General features: G+C 69.1%; 18 protein-coding genes. 3 read left to right on the forward strand and 15 right to left on the reverse strand.

Annotation, left to right across the window (positions count from 1 at the left end):
* Positions 1-176 precede the first annotated feature (176 nt).
* On the forward strand, positions 177-1,769 hold the full coding sequence (gene mptB, locus SSPN_RS0112875) for a polyprenol phosphomannose-dependent alpha 1,6 mannosyltransferase MptB (protein ID WP_029535279.1): 1,593 nt from the start codon (positions 177-179) through the stop codon (positions 1,767-1,769).
* A 241-nt stretch (positions 1,770-2,010) separates the two neighbouring features.
* Here the strand turns inward: mptB and SSPN_RS0112880 are convergent, their stop codons facing one another.
* From SSPN_RS0112880 to SSPN_RS0112930, 10 genes are all read right to left on the reverse strand, one after another.
* Positions 2,011-3,450, reverse strand: a complete 1,440-nt coding sequence (locus SSPN_RS0112880) for a class II 3-deoxy-7-phosphoheptulonate synthase (RefSeq protein ID WP_044572886.1) — start codon at positions 3,448-3,450, stop codon at positions 2,011-2,013.
* Between the two features lie 183 nt (positions 3,451-3,633).
* A complete protein-coding gene (locus SSPN_RS0112885; protein ID WP_010695261.1) occupies positions 3,634-4,110 on the reverse strand; it encodes a PPOX class F420-dependent oxidoreductase in 477 nt (158 codons plus the stop codon).
* A gap of 389 nt (positions 4,111-4,499) precedes the next feature.
* Positions 4,500-5,318, reverse strand: a complete 819-nt coding sequence (locus SSPN_RS0112895) for an ESX secretion-associated protein EspG (protein ID WP_010695263.1) — start codon at positions 5,316-5,318, stop codon at positions 4,500-4,502.
* Positions 5,319-5,481: 163 nt separating this feature from the next.
* Positions 5,482-6,957: a PPE domain-containing protein gene (locus SSPN_RS0112900; RefSeq protein WP_010695264.1), complete on the reverse strand. Its 1,476-nt coding sequence runs from the start codon at positions 6,955-6,957 to the stop codon at positions 5,482-5,484.
* A gap of 11 nt (positions 6,958-6,968) precedes the next feature.
* A complete protein-coding gene (locus SSPN_RS0112905) occupies positions 6,969-7,493 on the reverse strand; it encodes a DUF3558 family protein (RefSeq protein WP_029535281.1) in 525 nt (174 codons plus the stop codon).
* Entirely contained in the window at positions 7,490-7,927 is a 438-nt protein-coding gene (locus tag SSPN_RS0112910) for a hypothetical protein (RefSeq protein ID WP_010695266.1), read from the reverse strand. The genes SSPN_RS0112905 and SSPN_RS0112910 overlap by 4 nt, the downstream gene beginning before the upstream one ends.
* A gap of 105 nt (positions 7,928-8,032) precedes the next feature.
* Positions 8,033-8,182 (reverse strand): DUF397 domain-containing protein, encoded by a 150-nt coding sequence (locus tag SSPN_RS50900; RefSeq protein WP_010695267.1) that lies wholly within the window; start codon positions 8,180-8,182, stop codon positions 8,033-8,035.
* A gap of 89 nt (positions 8,183-8,271) precedes the next feature.
* On the reverse strand, positions 8,272-9,297 hold the full coding sequence (locus SSPN_RS0112920) for a 6-phosphofructokinase (protein ID WP_010695268.1): 1,026 nt from the start codon (positions 9,295-9,297) through the stop codon (positions 8,272-8,274).
* A 223-nt stretch (positions 9,298-9,520) separates the two neighbouring features.
* Positions 9,521-10,018, reverse strand: coding sequence for a polyadenylate-specific 3'-exoribonuclease AS (locus SSPN_RS0112925; RefSeq protein ID WP_010695269.1), 498 nt, complete (start codon positions 10,016-10,018; stop codon positions 9,521-9,523).
* Between the two features lie 45 nt (positions 10,019-10,063).
* On the reverse strand, positions 10,064-10,813 hold the full coding sequence (locus SSPN_RS0112930) for a lysophospholipid acyltransferase family protein (RefSeq protein WP_010695270.1): 750 nt from the start codon (positions 10,811-10,813) through the stop codon (positions 10,064-10,066).
* A 190-nt stretch (positions 10,814-11,003) separates the two neighbouring features.
* On the opposite strand from SSPN_RS0112930, the gene SSPN_RS0112935 reads away from it, so the two are divergent.
* A complete protein-coding gene (locus tag SSPN_RS0112935) occupies positions 11,004-11,771 on the forward strand; it encodes an alpha/beta hydrolase (protein ID WP_010695271.1) in 768 nt (255 codons plus the stop codon).
* Positions 11,768-12,238 carry a DUF308 domain-containing protein gene (locus SSPN_RS0112940; RefSeq protein ID WP_010695273.1) on the forward strand — a complete coding sequence of 157 codons (471 nt, stop codon included), beginning with the start codon at positions 11,768-11,770 and terminating at the stop codon, positions 12,236-12,238. The genes SSPN_RS0112935 and SSPN_RS0112940 overlap by 4 nt, the downstream gene beginning before the upstream one ends.
* 89 nt (positions 12,239-12,327) lie before the next feature.
* On the opposite strand, the gene SSPN_RS0112945 is transcribed toward SSPN_RS0112940, so the two are convergent.
* The 5 genes from SSPN_RS0112945 to SSPN_RS0112965 form a co-directional block, all read right to left on the reverse strand.
* Positions 12,328-13,260: an ROK family protein gene (locus tag SSPN_RS0112945; protein WP_010695278.1), complete on the reverse strand. Its 933-nt coding sequence runs from the start codon at positions 13,258-13,260 to the stop codon at positions 12,328-12,330.
* Positions 13,254-13,646, reverse strand: coding sequence for a hypothetical protein (locus SSPN_RS0112950; RefSeq protein ID WP_010695285.1), 393 nt, complete (start codon positions 13,644-13,646; stop codon positions 13,254-13,256). Before SSPN_RS0112950 ends, SSPN_RS0112945 begins: the two co-directional genes overlap by 7 nt.
* 3 nt (positions 13,647-13,649) lie before the next feature.
* Complete coding sequence (locus tag SSPN_RS0112955) at positions 13,650-14,867, reverse strand: ArsA family ATPase (protein WP_010695295.1); 1,218 nt, start codon at positions 14,865-14,867, stop codon at positions 13,650-13,652.
* A 38-nt stretch (positions 14,868-14,905) separates the two neighbouring features.
* On the reverse strand, positions 14,906-15,349 hold the full coding sequence (locus tag SSPN_RS0112960; RefSeq protein ID WP_010695297.1) for an SRPBCC family protein: 444 nt from the start codon (positions 15,347-15,349) through the stop codon (positions 14,906-14,908).
* 64 nt (positions 15,350-15,413) lie between these two features.
* Positions 15,414-16,202 (reverse strand): metallophosphoesterase family protein, encoded by a 789-nt coding sequence (locus tag SSPN_RS0112965; RefSeq protein ID WP_029535282.1) that lies wholly within the window; start codon positions 16,200-16,202, stop codon positions 15,414-15,416.
* Positions 16,203-16,318 lie beyond the last annotated feature (116 nt).

Below are 16,318 nucleotides of genomic sequence, written 5' to 3' on the forward strand. Positions count from 1 at the left end.
GCGCAATGTGATCCTGATCTCTTCTTGTCGCTGTAACGTTTTCGCCCTGCCAGGGTCTACCAGCGGGGACTCGACGGGCGGCCGTCACCAAAAAGCGGGACCGAAGGCCACGACAGGACCGATCTGACCTGGTCACGGCGGCTCGGGCGGCCGGTTGTGGAACTATTGGGACCACAATGCCCCCGAGTGTTTCGATCGAGTCGGCACCCGACTGGTCCGAACGGACCAATAACACCGCAGCCGACCTGCCCAATCTCGGCGGACGTCGGCCACCTCGTCGTCCGCTGCCCTTGCGCACCATCGCATTGGGCGCGATCGGGTCCGTGCTGCTGCTGATCGGCTCCTTCGGCGCGGGCGGGACGCTCGTCCACGACCCCGTCCTCGGTTCCGGACCGCTGTCAGTGCTGCGCTACGGCCACGGTCGCGATGTGGCGGTGACGGTCGTCTACGTCGGCTTCGCACTACTGGTGTGGGCGTGGGTGCGGCTGGGTCGCGGGGTGATCGCGCACCTGGTGACCTCCCGCGGCGTGTTGTGGGCGACCGCCGCCTGGCTCGGCCCGATGCTCGTCGCGCCGCCGCTGTTCACCCGCGACGTCTACAGCTACCTGGGCCAGGGCCTGCTGGCGCTGAACGGCCTCGACCCCTACGGCGTCGGCCCGTCCGCGCTGACCGGCCCGATCCCGGAGAACGTGCACCCGACCTGGCAGACCACGCCCGCCCCGTACGGGCCGCTGTTCATGGGCGTCGCCAAGGGCGTGATCCTGCTGGCCGGGCACGACATCATCGCCAGCGTCATCGTGATGCGGCTGGTGCTGCTGGGCGGCCTGGTGATGCTGATCTGCGCCCTCCCGGGCCTGGTCCGGCACCTCGGCGGGCGGCTGCCGGTCGCGCTCTGGCTGGTCGCGGCCAGCCCGATGACGGTGGTGCACCTGGTCGGCGGCCCGCACAACGACATGCTGATGATCGGGCTGCTGTCGGTCGGCACGCTGCTGATGCTCGAAGGCAAGAACGTCGCCGGGATCGGGCTGGTGTCGGCGGCGATGGCCATCAAGGCGACCGCCGGGCTCGCCCTGCCGTTCCTGGTGTGGATCTGGGCGTCCCGGCTGGAGGGGCCGCTGTGGCGGCGCTTCCTCCGCGCCGCGTTCCCGGCGGTGGGCGTGTTCGTGGTGGTCTTCGGCGCTTGCACGGCGCTCGCCAAGGTCGGTTTCGGCTGGCTTTCCGCGCTGTCCGCACCCGGCATGATCGTCAACTACCTGTCCGCGCCAACCGCCGTCGGGCAGGCGCTGCACAGCCTGGTGTCGCTGTTCGGCGAGACCAACATCTGGCCTTTCGTGGGCGCCACGCGCACGCTCGGCTCGGTGCTTTTGGTGGCGATCCTCGCCTGGAACTGGTGGCAGGCCCGCGATGGCGGGCCCGAGGCGGTGCGCCGGGCGGCCATCGCGCTGTGCTGCGGCGCGCTCCTTTCGCCGGTCCTGCTGCCGTGGTACACGACCTGGGGCTTGGCCCTGGGCAGCGCTTTCCTCTGGACACCGCGGGCGCTGTCCTACGTGGTCGGCGCCTCGATCGCGCTGGTGCTGGCGTACTACCCCGACGGCGAGCAGGCGATGTACAACTGGCCCTTCGTCGCGGTCGGGATCGGCGCCGCCCTGCTCGGCGCGCTGTCGTTGGTCCGCTTCGACCCGCTGGGCCTGAGCTGTACCTTCGGCAAGCTGTCGCGCACTGTCGCGACTGGCCACCTTCCGCAGGAAGCGCACGGGTCACAGCGCTGACCGAGCCCGCCCCGGCCAAGGCGCGGTGTGCACCAGGACAGCCCGCGACGTAGTTCCGGATTCGGCGGCTGCGACGTGCACCCTCAAGTCCAGGAACGCTGCTGATCGGTCCGGACGCCGCTGTTCGACCACCCGCCTGCACGCCGCGCGCGTCCCGTCGAGTGACGAATCGAGCTGCACGAAACGCGGGAAGGCCCGGAACCGCGCTGGTTCCGGGCCCTCCCGCGTGCTTCCTGCTGGTTCAGCCGCGCAGCATCTCCGCGACCAGGAACGCCAGCTCCAGCGACTGCTGGGTGTTCAGGCGCGGGTCGCAGGCCGTCTCGTAGCGGCCCGCCAGGTCGGCATCAGAGATCTCCTGGGCGCCGCCGAGGCACTCCGTGACGTCCTCGCCGGTCAGCTCGATGTGGATGCCGCCCGGGTGCGTGCCGAGCCGGTGGTGCACCTCGAAGAAGCCCTGCACCTCGTCCACGATCCGGTCGAAGTGCCGGGTCTTGTAGCCGGTGCTGGCCCCGTGGGTGTTGCCGTGCATGGGGTCGCACTGCCAGATCACCTGGTGCCCGGAGGCGGTGACCTTCTCCACGATCGACGGCAGCACGTCGCGCACCTTGCCGTTGCCCATCCGGCTGATCAGGGTGAGCCGGCCGGGCTCGTTGTTCGGGTCCAGCCGCTCGACGTACTCGACGGCCTGCTCGGGCGTGGTACCCGGGCCGATCTTGATACCGATGGGGTTGGAGATCAGCTCGGCGAACGCGATGTGCGCGCCGTCAAGCTGGCGGGTCCGCTCCCCCACCCACAGGAAGTGCCCGGACAGGTCGTACAGCCGTGGCTGGTCGCCGGAGGTGTCCAGCCGGAGCATGGCGCGCTCGTAGTCCAGCACCAGCGCCTCGTGGCTGGCGTAGAACTGCACCGCGTGGAGGCTGGAGTCGTCGACGCCGCAGGCGGCCATGAAGCGCAGGCCGCGGTCGATCTCGGCGGCGACCGACTCGTAGCGCTCACCGGCCGGCGAGTTGAGCACGAAGTCCTTGTTCCAGTCGTGCACCTTGGTCAGCGCGGCCATCCCGGCGCTGGTCAGCGCGCGGGAGAGGTTCATCGCGGCGCTGGCGTTGGCGTAGGCCCGGATCAGCCGCGATGGATCGTGGCGGCGCGCCTCCTCGGTGGCGACCAGCGAGTTGATCATGTCGCCGCGATAGGACGGCAGGCCCAGCGCGTCGGTGTTGCTGGACCGCGGCTTGGCGTACTGCCCGGCGATCCGGCCGACCTTGACCACCGGCATGCTCGCGCCGTACGTCAGCACCACCGCCATCTGCAGCAGCGTGCGGATGTTGCCGCGGATGTGCGGCTCGGTGTTGTCCGCAAACGTCTCCGCGCAGTCTCCGCCCTGCAGCAAAAATGCCTCGCCCCTGGCGACCGCGGCGAGGTGCTGACGCAGCTGGTCCACCTCGGAGGGAACGGTCACCGGCGGCACGCTCTCCAGCACCTTCCGGACGTTGCAGGCCTGGTCCTGGTTCGGCCACTGCGGCTGCTGCACGGCGGGACGGGCCAGCGCGTCGTTGAGGCGGGCGCGCATCTCCGGCGGCAGCGGTGGCAGCTCGGGCAGGTCATCTATTGGGACGTCGACGGTCCATGATTTCAAACCAGACGCATCGGTGCCTTGAGCTGCGTTTACAGGGTCAGTGGGCATGAACTAATCCTCGATCGGTGATGCGCCATCATTTGGGTCTGGCTTCGCGTCGTTCCAGCTCGGTAGCCAGTGACCACCGGCACGTCGACGGTCCAGTTCACGTTCCCAGAATAAGCTCTGGGCGCTACCCCTTTAAATCCGGGAGAGCCGTTCCGCATAACAGTTCGCCCAACAAGCTTCGATTCAGTACGCGCCGCCAAGTTTGCGGTGGTCCCAGGTGATTGTCCGCGTCGGGGTGAAGCGCAGACCGACGCGCTTCGCGGCCCGGGCGCGCAGGACCGACCGGGCTTCGTCGCTCGCCGCGAGACCACTCGGGGCTGCCCCTCGGTAGCGCTCGGCGAGACCCATGCCGATGCGCTCGACGTCCTCCGGGGCCTCCAGGACCTCCACGTCGCATTCCAGCGAGACGCCGCGCAGCTCGCCGTACTCCGTGCCGGTCTCCAGCAGCAGCGTGGCCCGCGGATCCCGGCGCAGGTTCAGCGTCTTCTGCGACCGGCCGTAGGACCACACCTCGATCACCAGACCGTCGTGCACGAACCACATCGGCACCAGGTGTGGCCGCCCGTCGCTCTTCAGCGTCGCCAGCACCACGATCCGGCGCTGGGCGATGAAGTCGACGATCTCATCCCCGGACATGGTGATCTGGCCGCGTCGCGACATGCGTGCTCCGGTTTCCGTGCGGGTGCTGGAGTTCCGCCGATCTTCGGCCGCGGGCCGCGATCCGTCAACGGGCCGCCGCAGTCTCCTGCGTCCACTCCGCCTCGACCGCGTCCGCGTCGTAGCCCACCGGCTCCGAGCGCTTGACCAGCAGCGCCACCAGGCCCATCAGCGGGCGAGCGCGATCACCGAAAACATGCCGCTGCCCAGGGACGCGCTGAGCACCGGGAGAAGAACAGCACCAGCGGCGACCGGTTGTGTGGACACGGTTGTACCCCGCTGCGTTTGGTGGATCATGCTCGCGGGGCCGCACCGCGTCCGCAAGGCACTGTGAATCACGAGGGGGCTAGCCGAACGGGTGAAAAACTTCGCCCACTTGGTGGGACGCGAGGTCAGCGAACAGTGGCGATCAGCCGGTCGATGCCGCTGCGGATCCGACCTGCGTCGGCGGGGGTGAGCACGAACATCTGCTCGCCGGCGGAGCCGCGTTCGGTGTGGTCGAGGTAACGGCCGTCGGGTTCGGCGTTGTCGAACCAGCGCGCCACGGGCGACCGACGGACCCGACCGTGCGGGTCGCGCAGGTTCGCAGCGATCTGGCCGCCACGCACGTGCACCGCGTTCCCGATCTCGTTGTAGGCGGCCACCTGCTGGTCACCGCTGCTACCGCGCGACTGCGTCACCTCTTGCATCATGCTGTCCGGCATCTCCTCGGCTTGCGGGGCCGGCTTGAGCGAGCTGGCCGGAACCCGAATCGCGGGGCGGTTGCCCGGCGGCGCGGGCGGCAGCGTCGGCAGAAGCACTTGGGAGAGCTGCATCTTCTCGTGCACCTCGACGGTGAGCGGGCCACCGAACCGGTCGGTCTCGCTCGGCCCCTGCACGCCGAGCACCACCCGGTCGCCTTCGGTCAACGCGGCGACCGTGCGCCAGGCCGCGTCGCTGGCGAAGTCCGGGAACCACAGCGAGTCGACCCACAGGTACGGCTTGGTGAGCACCTTCAACGCCTGCACCAGGGCCGGGTCGACCTCGTTGTTCACCAGGATGCCCAGTTCAGCCATGATGCCGGCCTCGCGCTGGGCGACCTCACCGAGTTGCTGCATGGTGCGGCAGTAGGCCGGTCCTTCCAGCGGCAGCGTGAGGTCTTCGAGTTCGAGGTAGCTGCGGACGAGGTAGAGATGCAGCGGGTGCAGTTGCCAGCGACCGGCGAGGGCCACGTGTCCTCCCCCAAGGAGTGATCGGTGTGGTCAGGTGTGTCGCGATTTCAATGGAAATCGAAGGGCCGATTTCCATTGAAATTGCAGAAGTTGCCCAGTGGCGTCGGAGTGTCGTGGTGCGACACGCCGACGATCCCCAGTTTCAATTGAAACTGGGGACTGGTCAGGCGCCGAACACAGGTGGCGCGGTCTTGGGCATGTCTTCGAGCCAGATGTCGTCCTGCTCTTCGAGCCACCCGGGGCGCTCATGATCTTGGTCTTCGCTGCCTTGGCCGCGCCGACCGGCCGCGCCCATTCCACCGGCGCCCGTGCCGCCGCGTCCGGCCGCGCTACCCGCGCCCCCGGCTCCACCACCGGCTCCACCACCGCCGGCTGCGCCGAGCCCGCCGACTCCGGCGCGACCACCGGCTCCGAGCGTGCCCGCACCAGCACCGCCGCCGAGTCGACCGGCGCCACCTGCTCCGAGCCCGCCGGGCTTACCGCCGCCGGCACCACCTGCACCGCCAGGTCCGCCGCGTGCCGTTCCCGGGCCGGGGACACCAGGGCCAGTGCGTCCCGCGCCGGGGCCGGGCAGGTAGCCGACGCCCATGTCTCCATTTCCGGTACGACCGGGGAAGGTCCCGGGCAGATCACCTGGCAGCCTCGCCGGCGAGTCACCCGGTGTCCACGCCGATCCGGTTTCTGCCGGAATGTTGGGGTTGCCGCCGGTGATGTCGCCAACGTTGGCAACCGAAGGCGTCGAGGGCTGTCCGCTGCCCGTGCGGTTCCTATTCCTCGGAGGAACCGGCGGGGGCGGCGGCTCGATCGGGGGCGGCGGAGGCGGAGGGGGCGGCGGCGTGGGCTTGTCGTTGAGGTCCCGATACGCCGGAACCGAGGTGTCCACATTGGAGTACGTGGGGCTGAGCACCCGCCCCATAGTCTCCTGCGCCCCGCGCTCGGCCTGCTGCCGCTCCCGCATCTGCGCCAGCGCATCGATACCGCCACCAACGAATCCGGTTGGGATGCTGGCCAGCATGGTCCGGCCGTAGTGATGTACCTCGGGTTCGGGAACCATCGCCTTGACCTGACCGGCGGCCGAGGCGGCTTCCTCGATCTTGTTGCCGGTTAGGTGGAACGCCTCTGAACTGCTGGCCATCCAGTTGACCAGCGGTTCCGACGAATCGTTGGCCGCACGGGCGGCATCGCCCTCCCAGCCGCTTGCGATCGCCGCACCGGCGTTCTGCTGAAGTCTTGGCCCGACTTCCTTGAGCTTGGCGGCGATTTCCCGCCACTGCTGGGCCGCTTCGGTGGCCTTGCCTTGGTCCAGCGTCTGTTGGTTGGTGTCGTAGAGCTCCTGGTGGCTGTAGGACTGCCAGTTCTCCTGCTGGGTGATCGATGCGGGGTCGACCGCCAGGCCGCTGCCCATCGCACTGTTCTGCGCCGCAAGCTGCTGGCGCAACTTCTCGTTGTACTGCTCGGAAACAGCAGCAGCGGCCTCCTGGGCGTTTTTTGCCCGGGTGTTGTAGCCGAACAGGCCCGCGCCGGCGTCGTAGACCTGGCCAGCGCCTTCTGCGACGGCGTTGCCCACGGCGGTGGCACCATCAACGATGGCACCGCCGACGCCCTTGGCTACACCCCCTGCCCACTCGAGAAACCCCATCGATCCCCCAGCTATCCCGGCATCCGAGGCGCAATAGCCTCAGCAATCTTCAAACCCTCAGCACACTCATCAAGTCCCTGGTCGCGGAACTCGCTCACGTCGATGATGATCACGCCGCCACCAGCGTTGAACAGACCCGAACAGATCCGCGCCTGCGTCGCACTCTTGTCAATCGCACTAGCCGCAGGACGCCCATCGACCTCTGCACGGTCAAACTTCGCCCAGTTGTCCTGCTTGCTGTAAGACTCGACCGTCTTCTCTTGGTTCTTGTAGAACGTGGCGGTAAACGGCTTGCCCCTGAAGGAACAACCCGGCTCTGCAGTAATGCCGGTCTCCGGTTGACCAGGTCCTTCGAACCCGAACGATTTAAGTTCATCTGGAGTCAGCAGCGTGCACGGATCAACCTTCGCAAGCCCCTGATCCGTCTCCATTGAACCCGGGGAAACGTCCTTCGGTGAACCTCCACCGCACCCAGCGGCTGCCAACAGAGCCGCGCCTGAACAGACTGCAACGACGGTTCGAGACAGCACCTTCACGCCTGACTACCCCTCTGCAAGTCCTGACCGATCCGCTCGTCAGTGGCCACGTAGTCCTTCGCCGCTTGCCTGAAGAGATCCGCCTTCCGCAGCAGCTCGTCACGCAGCTTTCCCAGCAGGTCAGCAGCTCCCGTCGAGCCGTTTGTAGCCTTCTGCCCAAACTTGGATGCCAACTCCTGCGCAGAGCGGTACGCGCCCAAACCCTCGACACGCGCGAGTGCAAGAGCCTGCTTCGCGAGTCGGTCGACCTCGTAGGCCTCGTCTTCATACACATCGGCGGCTTTGTTGGCTGCGCCGGGGTTCATCCTCAGCTGGCCGGATGAAACCTGTTGCGCCAGCTGGTCATTCTGCTGCGCGATCGCGCCCAGCGCCGCGCCAGCACCGGCGAAGCCGACGGCCGAGCCCAGATCCCCAGGCGAGTAGGCGTCAGCCATCCCGAGCCTCCTCCGGCACAGATCACCCAACCCGAGACAACCCTAGCGAACCGGACATCCCACGCACGGGTGAACCGGAGAGATGATCACATGCGGGAGCTCACTTCACCCGTTCAGCCCGGCCAGGAACGACGCCCACCGAGCCCGCGAGAACACCAACACCGGCCCATCCGGATCCTTCGAGCGTTCGTTGTGATCGGGGTGAACACGAGTGCTCGTCGCGGTCAGCGCTGAGGCATGCGCCTCGGTCTGCATCAAGCCTCGAACCTGCATCTCGTTTGGGTTTGAACGTACGAACAGGCGCCGCCCGACCTCGCAGGCCGGGCGGCGGTTTTCAAATCAGGTCAGCCGAAGAGGACTTCTGCTTCTGCGTAGCGTTCCAGGGGCACCGTCTTCAGCGATGCCGTCGCGTCGCTGAGCGGGACTCGCACGATGTCGGTGCCCCGCAGCGCCACCATCTTGCCGTAGTCGCCTTCGGTGATCGCGTCGATCGCGTGCAGGCCGAAGCGGGTCGCCAGCACCCGGTCGTAGGCCGTCGGCGTGCCGCCTCGCTGCACGTGCCCCAGCACCACCGCGCGGGACTCCTTGCCCGTGCGCGCCGCGATTTCCTCCGCCAGCCAGGTGCCGACACCGCCCAGGCGGACGTGGCCGAAGGCGTCCTTCTCCCCCGTCAGCAGCAGTTCCTTGCCGCCTTCCGGGACCGCGCCCTCCGCTACCACGATGATCGGCGCGTACTGGCGCTCGAAGCGCTGCTCCACCCAGGTGCAGACCTTCTCGACGCTGAACGGCTGCTCCGGCACGAGGATGACGTTCGCGCCGCCCGCCAGCCCCGAGTGCAACGCGATCCACCCCGCGTGCCGACCCATCACCTCGACCACCAGAGCCCGGTGGTGCGACTCCGCGGTGGTCCGCAGGCGGTCGATGGCATCGGTGGCGATGTGCACCGCCGTGTCGAAGCCGAACGTGTAGTCGGTGGCGTCCAGGTCGTTGTCGATCGTCTTCGGCACCCCGACCACCGGTACCCCGTCGTGGGTGAGCTGCTCGGCGACGCCGAGGGTGTCCTCGCCGCCGATCGCGATCAGCGCGTCCACCCGGTTCGCCTCGAGGGTCGCCTTCAGCTTGGCGATCCCCTCGTCGACCTTGTACGGATTGGTGCGCGAGGAGCCCAGGATGGTGCCGCCCCGGTTGAGGACCTCCTCCACCTTGTCGAGGGTCAGCGGCGTGGTCAGGCCCTCCACCGGGCCTCGCCACCCATTGCGGAATCCCAGGATCTCGTGCTGGTGAACCGAAATCCCCTTGCGGGTCACCGCGCGGAGCACAGCGTTGAGCCCGGGGCAGTCGCCGCCACCGGTGAGCACTCCGACACGCATTCCAGCCGGCATCGCTTTTCGCCGCCTCCTCTGATCCAGTCCGGACGGGAAGTGATCTGCGTCTCCCCTGCGTCACAGCGTGGCACGAACTGGATCGTTGCAGCAAGTATCCGGGACGTTATCCCGGTCGCGGCAGACGACCGGGAACACCCGCCCCGAGGAATCCGGCAAAAAAAAGGGGTGCCGGTTCCAGCTGGAACCGGCACCTCCGAGGAGTCTGGAATCACGCGAAGCCGCGCTTGCGACGGACCTCCTCCATCACCCGCCAGCGTTCGAGGTTGTGCTTGGCGTCGGCCAGGGCGTCGTGCGCGTTGTCCGGCGCGGCGGGCAGCTTCGGCTTGCCGAGGTCCTCCCAGCGCTGCCGCAGGTCGCGGGTGAACTTCGGGATCCGCGACGGCAGCAGCGGCATCGCGCCCCAGAGCTGGGCCAGCGCCACGTGGTCGTAGGCCGCGTACCAGGCCCACAGCTCGATGTTCCCGTTGCGCGCGGTCAGGAAGGAATACAGGTCTTCACGGATCCGGGCGCGGGAGCGCCAGCACGCATCGGCGGGCGGCGGCAACTGCGGCAGCACGTGCTGCCGAACCCAGGCACCGGCCCGAGATGCGTCGAACTCGGTGGACACTGCGTAGAACTCGCGGCCGGACTCGTCGACCACCCCGATCGACACCAGCTCGATGGTGTGTCCGTCCTCGATGAACTCGCAGTCGTAGAAGTACCGCACCAGGTCAGCCTAGGTGGCGGCGGTTCCGGGTCCGGTCTCGGGCCGTCAGCCGGCCTTGGACTCCGGGAGGCGCTCGGCGGGCTTCTGAGTCTTCCAGCCCGCCACGTGCTTGCCCTGCGCGGCCAGGTCGTCCTTGACCTTGGCGGCGTAGACGTCGACGTACTCCTGGCCGGAGAGCTCCATCAGGGCGTACATGATCTCGTCGGTGATCGACCGCTCCACGAACCGGTCGCCGGCCATGCCCTCGTAGCGGGAGAAGTCCAGCGGCGGGCCGACCTTCACCACCACCTTGTGCGGGTACCACATCTTCGACCCGATTGGGTTGACCCGATCGGTGCCGAACATCGCGATCGGGAGCACCGGCACCTTCGACTCCAGCGCCATCCTCGCCACACCGGTCTTGCCCTTGTACAGCCGGCCGTCCGGGGACCGGGTGCCCTCCGGGTAGACGCCCAGCAGTTTCCCCTCGCGCAGCAGGCGGACGCCGGTGTCCAGGGCGGCCTGCGCGGCGGCGCCGCTGGAGCGGTCGATCGGCACCTGCCCGACGCCAGAGAAGAAGTACTTCTTGAACTTGCCCTTTAAGCCCTTGCCGGTGAAGTACTCGCGCTTGGCCAGGAACGTCACCCGCCGCGGCATCATCAGCGGCATGAAGAACGAGTCGGCGACCGCCAGGTGGTTGCTGACCAGGATCGCGCCGCCGGTGGTCGGCACGTGCTCGACGCCTTCGACCTTCGGACGGCAGAACAGCTTCATCAAGGGCCCGAGCAAGAAGTGCTTCATCACCCAGTACAACACCGCTCCGCCGCCTCCTCGCCGCCGACTTCCCTGCTCAGCCTACGGAGCCCCGAGATCCGGCACAATGCGGCCTCGCCGTCGGCGATCTCGCCGGTGCGATTGTGGATGAACCGTCAAGGCCACCCCGCATGTCGGCCGCGCATGCGACGATGAGGCGGTACTGGCTCGCCGATGCTGTTGGGAGGCCGCGGTGCCTGTGCTCCCCGGTGCCGAACCGTTCGTCCACGACGGGTCAGAAGACATCGGCGTGCTGCTCTGCCACGGCTTCACCAGCACCCCGCAGAGCATGCGGGCCTGGTGCGAGCACCTGGCGGCGGAGGGGTACACGGTCCGCTGCCCGCTGCTGCCGGGCCACGGCACCCGGTGGCCGGACCTGAACCGGACCACCTGGCTGGACTGGTACCACGCCGCCGAGGCCGAGCTCGCCGAGCTGCGCGACCGGTGCCGGTTGGTGTTCGTGTTCGGCCAGTCCATGGGCGGCACGCTCACCTTGCGATTGGCCCAGCGGCATCCCGAAATCGCCGGGATCGTGCTGGTCAACCCCTCCGTGATGACGCTGCGCAAGACGGCCCGGCTGCTGCCGCTGCTGAGCCGGGTGTGGCCGGCGGTCGGCGGGATCCCCGGCGACATCGCCAAACCTGGCGGCTTCGAACTCGCCTACGACCGGTTGCCGCTGCGCGCGATGGCCAGCCTCCAGCAGCTGTGGGGGATCGTGCGTGGTGACCTCGGTCGGGTGCGCCAGCCGCTGCTGCTGTTCCGGTCGACCGTCGACCACATCGTCGAACCGGTCAACTCCGCGATCGTGCTGGACGGGGTCGCAAGCGTTGATCTCACGGAGGTCGTGCTGGCCGACAGCTTCCACGTAGCGACCTTGGACCATGACGCGCAGGCGGTGTTCGCCGGTAGCGTCGAGTTCCTGCAACGAATCCACCGCGAACGGGCCGAGGAAGTCGTATGAACACGCGCCGCGACAACCCCGACGGGCCGGAGGACATCGACGCCGCATTCGCCGAGATAGTCGCCGACCTGGAGCGGGACTCGACGTTCGCGCGGTGGCCCGAGGACGTTCCTTCCGACCGCGCCGCGAACACCGCGAGTGCGGTCTCGGACGCGGCCGAAGTCGAGCCGCAGCCCGAGCGCGACGCGGGGCCGCGGGACTGGACGCCGCAGCCCGACGAGGAGGAAGAGCACTTCGTCCCGCCGGAACCGCCACCGCTGCCGACCCCGCGCATCACGACGCTGCTGGGGATCGCGGTGATCGCGGTCGGCGTGCTGACACTGCTGGTGCCCGGCCTGGCCGGGATGGCCAGCTCGCTGTCGATGCCGCTGGGGCTGGTGCTGATCAGCGCGGGCATCGGCTGGCTCCTGCTGCGACTGCGCCAGGGCCCGCCGAGCTCCGGCAACGACGACGGAGCCCAGGTCTGACGGAATCCGCAATTTCAATGGAAGTCGCGGAACTCCCGCGTGTCAGAGCCCGACACGCCGGAGGATGCTGTGGCGAACTCCCGGCGGCGTCAGGCGAGGTGTGGAGCTTCGGTTAAGGCGTGTTCGCGGGCCAGCGCCGCCGAGCCGATCATGGCCGCCGAATCTCCGTAGTAGGCCACCACGATCCTCGCCAGCGGGCGGTGCCCGGCTCCGGTGATGGCCGTGGCGTAGTACTCGCGGGCGTCGTCGATGAACAGGTGCGCCGAGTCGGACACTCCGCCGGCGATCACCACCACCTCCGGGTCGTAGACGTCCGCGACCAGCGCGAGGCCCTCGCCCAGCCAGCGGGCCAGGTCGGCCACCGCGCGGCGGGCGACCGGATCGCCCGCCTCCGCCGCGCGCGCCACCTCGACACCGGTCTGCTCGACCGGCGCTCCCGGCTCCTCCTGCCTTAGTTCCGCCGCGGTGGCAGCCAGAGCGGTGCCGCTGCAATACCGCTCCCAGCAGCCGCGTTTGCCGCACGAACACGGCCGCCCGTCCGGGACGACGCGCAGGTGTCCGAGCTCCGGCGCGATTCCGTAGGCCCCCCGGAACACCTCGCCGTTGATCACCAGCGCGCCGCCGATGCCGGTGCCGATGGCCACCAACGCGGCCACCCGCGCCCCCGCTGCCGCGCCTAAGCGCTGCTCCGCGACGGCGGCGGCGTTCGCGTCGTGCTCCAGGACCACCGGCAGCCCGAGCCGGTCGGCGAGTTCGTCGGCGACCACGACGTGCCGCCACGCCAGGTGCGGCGCGAAACGCACCACCCGGCGGTCCTCGCTGACGAACCCGGCGACGGCCAGGCCGACCCCGGCGACGGCGTACCGGTCGGACAACGCGCGTACCGTGTCCGCGATCGCCGCGTTCAGCTCGGCGCTGGTGGCCGGCGTCGGAACGCGGTGGGTTTCCAAGATCTCGCCGTGCTGATCCACCACGCCAGCCCGCACTCTGGTCCCGCCGACGTCCACTCCGATGGTCAGCACTGCGACACGGCCTCGGGTTCGTCGTCGGCCAGCACCGTGCCGCCGACCCGCTGGACCCGGATCCGCTGGACCTTCGACACCACCGGAACGTCCTCTTCGGACTCCCCGGACTCCTCGGACTCCTCGGGCTTTTCCACCGGACGCGCATCGGCCAGCATCTGCCGGAGCGACTGCACGATCCCCGCGAGCTGGTCGTTGAGCTCCGGTCGGTGGCCGCGCAGCAGCCCAACCGCTGCGCACAGTGGACACCAACCGCAGCTGGCCCTACCGCCGGAGTCGGCGTCCTGATCGCAGCCGCGCAGGTATTCCTCGGCCTTGCCGGCGGCCGCGTCGAGCAGCAGGCGGAGCTCCTCGAATAGCTGGTCGTGCCGGGATTCGTCGCGCATCTCTCACCGCATCCACAACTCGGGGTCGGGCCGGAATCGCACGGTCAGCCCGTCGTCACCGGCGACCGCCGAGATCACGATGCACCGCTGGAGCACCGCGGGCAGCGCGAAAAGCCGCCGGCGGCCGTCGACGGTGATCGCCAGCTCGGCGCCGATCCGGGCCAGATCCAGGTCGGCCGACGGGTGCAGCGGCAGCGCGATCTGCAGGGCGTACTCCGCATCCAAGCCGCGCCCACCGCCGGTGACCTGCATGGACGGCGTGCTCGAAGGGTTCTCCAGCGGATCGACCTCGGCGTAGAGCTCGTCGCCGAGCGCCAGCAGCGCCTCCGCGCCGACCGGCTCCGCTGCGCGGTGTTCGACCATTCGCAGCGGAAGTTCCGTCGCGCCCCGCAGCATGTCGAGCACCTTCTCCTGCTCACGGCGACGGGTGCGCAGCCACCCGGCCGCGGCACCGCGCGCCGATCCCGGGTGCGGCACCACTCGGTTGGCCACCAGGCCATCCACCCGGATCTGCTGCAGTGCCAGGGCAGTCAGCGTCCGGCGGGTTTCGGCCGCCACCACCGACTCCGGGGTGAGCACCAACCGGACGCTGGTGCCTTCGTCGCTGAGCATGTCCTTGAGCCCGGCCAGCCGTTCCGCGAGCCGCCCCAGCCCATCGGCGACGGAGTCCCAGCGCTCGACCTGCTCGCTGCCGGCGATGCCGGCCAGCAGGCCGCGCACGGCCCGGCGGTGCGCCGGGAACAGCCGTTCCAGGTACCCGGCCAGCGATTCGGGCAGCGCGAGCAGCCGCAACGTCTCGGCGGTCGGGCCGCAGTCGACGATCACGGTGTCCCACAGCGCGCTCGCGGCGAGCCGGTGCACCTCGGTGAGCGCCAGCAGGTCCTCCACCCCGGGCAGCACCGTGAGCTCTTCCGCGTCGACGTCGTCGACCCCCGCGCCCTGCAGCATGGTCCGCAGGTGTTCGCGCAGTTCGCGCCAGGTGCCGTCGACCAGTTCGCGGGTCTGCACCTCGGCCGCGTGCAGCACGGCGCGCGAACCGTCCAGTCGAACTTCGCGCGGGTGCGCGTCGAGGTCGGCGTCGAGCGCATCGGCCAGCGAGTGCGCCGGGTCGGTGGAGACGACGAGCACCTTGCCGCCGTGCCCGGCGACGCGAGCGGCGGTGGCTGCCGCGAGGGTGGTCTTGCCCACCCCGCCTTTTCCGGTGAACAGCAGGATTCGCAACGGATCGTCTCGGTCTCGGTCGGGCTTCGGCCAGCGTCCTACTTCGCGCCTTCGACGCGGCGTTTGAGCTCCTTCAGCGCCGTGTCCATGATCATCTTCTCGGCCTTGCGCTTGAACAGGCCGATCATCGGGATCGCCAGGTCCACGGCCAGGCTGTAGGTCACCTCGGTGCGCTCGTCCGTCAGCTGGTTCAGCCGGTAGCTGCCCCGCTGCGCCTTCTGCACGCCCCCTTCGACGAGCTCCCAGCTCACCGACAGCCCGTCGGCCGCCCAGTCGTAGACGTTGACGTACGTGTCCTTGACCACCCCGGCATCCAGCACGAAGCGGACCTTCGCCGCGTCGCCGTCCGAGGTGCGCGAGAGCACCTCGGTCTCCTTCACCGCTTCCGCCCACTCCGGGTAGGCGGCGAAATCCGCGATGGCTGCCATGATCTGCCCGGCGGGGGCCTCGATCACGATGGACTGGGTGGACTGATCGACCATGCGCCGCAGGTTACCGGGTGCGCGTGACGGCAGCGGCGCGGAGGAGCCGGGTTTTTCCTCACCTTCACCACTGGATCACATACGGCCGCCCGGTGCGCTTGAAATGCCCGACGTTGACGCACTCGGTGCGCCCGATGCGCATGCGCTGCGTCAGCGGCTGGTGCACGTGCCCGAACAGCGACCACCGCGGCTGGTCGGCGACGATCCGCTCCACCAGCGCGGTCGAGCCGTCCTCGGGCCGCCGCGCCACCACGTCGTAGATCAGCTCCGGAACGGCCGGCGGCAGGTGGGTGCACAGCACGTCCACTTCGGGCAGCGCCGCCAGGGCGGCGTTGTACTCGTCCTCCGGCCTGAGGTACGGCACCCACGCAGCGTGACGGCGCAGCGTCGCACCCGGCGGCAGCAGGGTGCCACCGACGAAACCGAAGGTCAGGCCGCAGATCTCGACGCTCTCGCCGTCCAGCACGTGGATGCCGTCGCGGACGAACTCCGGCCACAGGCGGGGCGCGTCGACGTTGCCGGGGGTGGCGTAGGCGGGCGCGGTCATCGCGGCGAACAGCTCGTCGTACTGCTCGCGGACGGCTTCCTCGACCACTGCCGCCGGATCGGTCAGCCCCGCCCACAACGAACGCACGTACGCCCCGAACTCGGGCCCGCAGCGGCTGCGCCGCAGTTCGGCGAAACGCGCCACCTTCTCCGGGCCGAAAACCCGCCCCAGGATGCCCTTTCCGTGGTCGTGGTAGTCGACGAAGTCGATCAGGTCGCCGAGCACCACCAACGCGTCCGCGCCGTCCCCCGCGCGCTTGAGGGCCTCGACGTTGCCATGAACGTCCGAAACGACGTGGACGCGCAACTCAACTCCCATCCGCCGACAACTCCTACGTCGAACCTAATCCGTTCCGGTACCGCGGTGGAACGCCCGTTGAGGTGGGTGTCACGCCGAATGGCGCAAGCCGCCAACCGGCGGCA

Origin of the sequence: Saccharopolyspora spinosa NRRL 18395, assembly GCF_000194155.1 — a bacterium.
Lineage (GTDB): Bacteria > Actinomycetota > Actinomycetes > Mycobacteriales > Pseudonocardiaceae > Saccharopolyspora > Saccharopolyspora spinosa.

Excerpts from the sequence above, each read along its gene's own strand:
- mptB (WP_029535279.1), top strand. The coding sequence starts at position 177 with ATGCCCCCGAGTGTTTCGATCGAGTCGGCACCCGACTGGTCCGAACGG.
- SSPN_RS0112880 (WP_044572886.1), bottom strand. The coding sequence starts at position 3,450 with ATGCCCACTGACCCTGTAAACGCAGCTCAAGGCACCGATGCGTCTGGT.
- SSPN_RS0112885 (WP_010695261.1), bottom strand. The coding sequence starts at position 4,110 with ATGTCGCGACGCGGCCAGATCACCATGTCCGGGGATGAGATCGTCGAC.
- SSPN_RS0112900 (WP_010695264.1), bottom strand. The coding sequence starts at position 6,957 with ATGGGGTTTCTCGAGTGGGCAGGGGGTGTAGCCAAGGGCGTCGGCGGT.
- SSPN_RS0112910 (WP_010695266.1), bottom strand. The coding sequence starts at position 7,927 with ATGGCTGACGCCTACTCGCCTGGGGATCTGGGCTCGGCCGTCGGCTTC.
- SSPN_RS50900 (WP_010695267.1), bottom strand. The coding sequence starts at position 8,182 with ATGCAGACCGAGGCGCATGCCTCAGCGCTGACCGCGACGAGCACTCGT.
- SSPN_RS0112920 (WP_010695268.1), bottom strand. The coding sequence starts at position 9,297 with ATGCGTGTCGGAGTGCTCACCGGTGGCGGCGACTGCCCCGGGCTCAAC.
- SSPN_RS0112940 (WP_010695273.1), top strand. The coding sequence starts at position 11,768 with ATGAACACGCGCCGCGACAACCCCGACGGGCCGGAGGACATCGACGCC.
- SSPN_RS0112950 (WP_010695285.1), bottom strand. The coding sequence starts at position 13,646 with ATGCGCGACGAATCCCGGCACGACCAGCTATTCGAGGAGCTCCGCCTG.
- SSPN_RS0112960 (WP_010695297.1), bottom strand. The coding sequence starts at position 15,349 with ATGGTCGATCAGTCCACCCAGTCCATCGTGATCGAGGCCCCCGCCGGG.